Raw genomic sequence first — 3302 nt, forward strand, 5'->3', positions numbered from 1 at the left:
AGTCTGCTGGTTCCTCTGCCGTAAGGGGCGCCATCTTCGCTGTAGGAACGACGCCGGCTATTCCTCCGGATGGAAGAGCATATCCAACGCCAGGTACATGGCCGAGAAGGCTTGTGGGCTGTGCGTCATGCTGTGGCCGAACCGCTCCATGGTCTGCCGCGCCCGCTCCTCCCAAACGGGCCGGCGCAGCCATCTCCCCAGCCTCAGCAAGTTCTGTGCCATGACGGCGTTGCCGGAGGGGATGGGCAGATCGCTGTAGGTGACCGGGCGGGCGATGAGCGGCTCGTGCTCGTCGCTGGTCAGGAAGAAGCCGCCCAGCTCCGCATCCCAGAAATGGCCCAGGACGAGTTCGGTCAGCCGGCCGGCCGCGTCCAGCCAGCGCGGCTCATGCCCCGTCACATACAGCTCCAGCAGACCATGAATGACATGCGCGTAATCGTCCAGGAAGGCCAGACCGCGCGCCGCGCCGGTGGCATACCAGTGATGCAGGCGGCCGGCGGGATCCGACATGCTTTCCAGGATGAAATCCGCCGTGCGGCGCGCCGCGTCCAGATAATCGGAGCGGCCCAAAGCCCGGCCGGCCTCCACCAGGGCGGCGATGGCCAGGCCGTTCCAGCCGGCCAGCAGTTTGTCATCGCGCGCCGGCGGTACCCTCCAGGCCTGACGCGCTTCCAGCAGGCGCCGGCGCACAGCGTCCACCCTCGCCCAGGCGCCTTCCTCATCGGTATTCAGCCGGCGCGCCAGCTCCGCTATCGTCATGGACTGGCGCGGCAGGGTCATGCGGTGGTAATTGCCCCGCTCGCTGACGCCAAAGAACTGACGCGCCCAAGCGCGGTCCTCCTCCCCCACGGCGGCATCGAACTCCTCCGCCGTCCAGGCGTAGTAGCGTCCCTCTCCTTCTGGCGTGTCGGCGTCTTGGGCTGAGGCGAAGCCGGCCGGCGTCAGGGCCATCTCGCGCAGGAGATAATCCAGGGTGTGTTCGACCACCCGGCGGTAGTGGGCCATCCCGGTGAGCTGATAGGCGCGCAGGTATACTGGCACCAGCAGGGCCTGGTCGTACAGCATCTTCTCAAAATGGGGCACCAGCCAGCGCTCGTCCACGGAATAGCGGTGGAAGCCCCCGCCCACCAGGTCATACATGCCGCCCAGCGCCATCTGGTCCAGGGTGAAGAGCCAGGCAGAGCGGACCTCTTCATCCGCCGGCGCCCAGCGCGCCCATAATGCCAGCGTGGCCCCTTGGGGGAACTTGGGCCGCACACTGAACCCGCCGTGGCGCCGGTCGTACGCGTCCAGCAGGTGGGCGCGTGCCTCCGCCAGCAGGTCTGCGGATACGGGGCCGGCGGCACGTGTCGCTCGCACCACTTCCCGAAGGGCGCGCGTCGTCTCCTCGGCGGCGCGCTCCACCTCCCGCCGGCGTTCCCGATAGGCCTGGCTCAGTGCCTCCAGCAGGCTGGGAAAGGCTGGCAGGCCGTGCCGCTCCTGCGGCGGGAAATAGGTGCCGCCGTAAAAGGGCCGGCCGTCGGGCAGGAGGAAGACCGTCAGCGGCCAGCCCCCCTGGCCGGCGATGAGCTGTACCGCGGTCATGTAGATCTCGTCCAGGTCGGGCCGCTCCTCGCGATCCACCTTGATACTTACGAAGTGCTGGTTCATCAGGCCGGCGATTTCCGGATTGTCGAACGACTCGTGGGCCATGACGTGGCACCAGTGGCAGGAGGAATAGCCGATGCTGAGCAGGATCGGTTTGTCCTCGGCCCGGGCGCGCGCCAGCGCTTCCGGCCCCCAGGGATACCAGTCCACCGGCTGGTGGGCATGTTGGCGCAGGTACAGGCTGGCCTCGCCGGCCAGGCGGTTGGGGTGCACACTCTCTTGGCCCATCGGTCACTTCCTTTCTACCACATTGTTAATCATATCATATTCCGTGCCGGCGCGAACTTGTGTAAGGTTCCCTACAATGAAGCGGATGAGGGTAGGGTAATCCGACGTGTTGGGCAGGGCAAATTGCATGACGGCCGGAGTCACAGCAGTGGGCGCGAAGTCTGCGTCGACCTCGCAGGCATAGTCCCGGTTTCAACTGCCTGATGGCTCCGCAAAGTTGATAATTCTTCAAAACTATGCTATGGTATTGGTGATGTACAAGACCTTGTAGTGAGAGTGATTGGCGATGGCTGGAGAAACGATTCTGGTAATAGACGACGAGCAAAACATCCTGGACCTTATCAGCGCGTATCTGCGCCGGGAAGGGTACCGGGTGCTGACAGCGCAGGACGGCATCAATGGGCTGAAGCTGGCGCAGTCGAGCCGGCCGGATATCGTGATCCTGGACATTATGCTTCCCGGTATGGACGGCATTGACGTCCTGCGGGAACTTCGTCGGACGTCCAGCACCTATATTATTATGCTCAGCGCCAAATCGGAGGAAACAGACCGCATTGTGGGACTTACCTTGGGGGCAGATGATTATGTGACCAAGCCCTTCAGCCCGCGCGAGCTGGTGGCGCGGGTAAAGGCGGCACTGCGCCGGCTGAACGCCCCGCCATCTACGATCGTGGCTCCGGCAGTGCTCGAATTTCGCCGCCTGCGCATAGACGCCGGCCGGCGGCAGGTCTGGAAGGATGACCTGCCGGTGGAGCTGACTGAGATCGAATTCGACATTCTCTGGACCCTGGCGCGCCACCGCGGGTTGGTGCTCACCCGCCAGCAGATTCTCTCCCACGTCTGGGGCGAGGACTACTACGGCGAAGAGCGGGTCGTGGACGTGCATATCGGAAAAATCCGCCGCAAGCTGGAGGATAACCCGGACCAGCCGAGCTTTATCGTCACCGTGCGCGGCGTGGGATACCGGTTTGAGGATAGGGGGCGGGAGCCATGATTTCCTGGATCCGACGCAGTCTCAGCCGCAAGCTGTTCGTATCATATTTGCTGGTGATCGCTACCGGCATGGTGGTGCTGGCGCTGACGGTACAGGTCAGCGGCCGGCCGGCGTTCGACCGCCATCTGGCCGCCATGGCGCAGATGATGGGCAATGCTATGATGGGCCGACCGATGATGGGTCACATGATGACCGCCCAGTCCCTGGAAGCCGATCTATACATCAACTTTCAGAGCGCCTTGCGGGAATCGCTGGCGCTGGCTACACTGGTAGGAGTGATCATTGCCGTCCTGGCCAGCCTCTTCATGAGCCAGCAAATTGTCGCTCCTCTGCGGCATCTGCTGTACGCCACCCGGCGCATCGCCGCCGGCCATTATTCCGAGCGCGTGCCGGCTCCGCCAATCCCTGCCGGCGATGAGCTGACGGAGCTGGC

3 protein-coding genes are annotated in these 3302 nt (G+C 64.2%); 2 read left to right on the plus strand and 1 reads right to left on the minus strand.

Annotation, left to right across the window (positions count from 1 at the left end; genetic code table 11):
* Window positions 1–57: 57 nt before the first annotated feature.
* The gene (locus H5T60_13240; GenBank protein MBC7243394.1) at window positions 58–1875 is read right to left on the minus strand and encodes a thioredoxin domain-containing protein; all 1818 of its coding nucleotides are present in this window, start codon (window positions 1873–1875) and stop codon (window positions 58–60) included.
* A 286-nt stretch (window positions 1876–2161) separates the two neighbouring features.
* Between H5T60_13240 and H5T60_13245 the strand changes: the two genes are divergently transcribed.
* Entirely contained in the window at window positions 2162–2869 is a 708-nt protein-coding gene (locus tag H5T60_13245; GenBank protein ID MBC7243395.1) for a response regulator transcription factor, read from the plus strand.
* Window positions 2866–3302: HAMP domain-containing protein (locus H5T60_13250; GenBank protein ID MBC7243396.1), on the plus strand; the 437-nt coding region annotated here is incomplete at its 3' end. The genes H5T60_13245 and H5T60_13250, both read left to right, overlap by 4 nt.

This window comes from Anaerolineae bacterium (assembly GCA_014360855.1).
GTDB lineage: Bacteria > Chloroflexota > Anaerolineae > JACIWP01 > JACIWP01 > JACIWP01.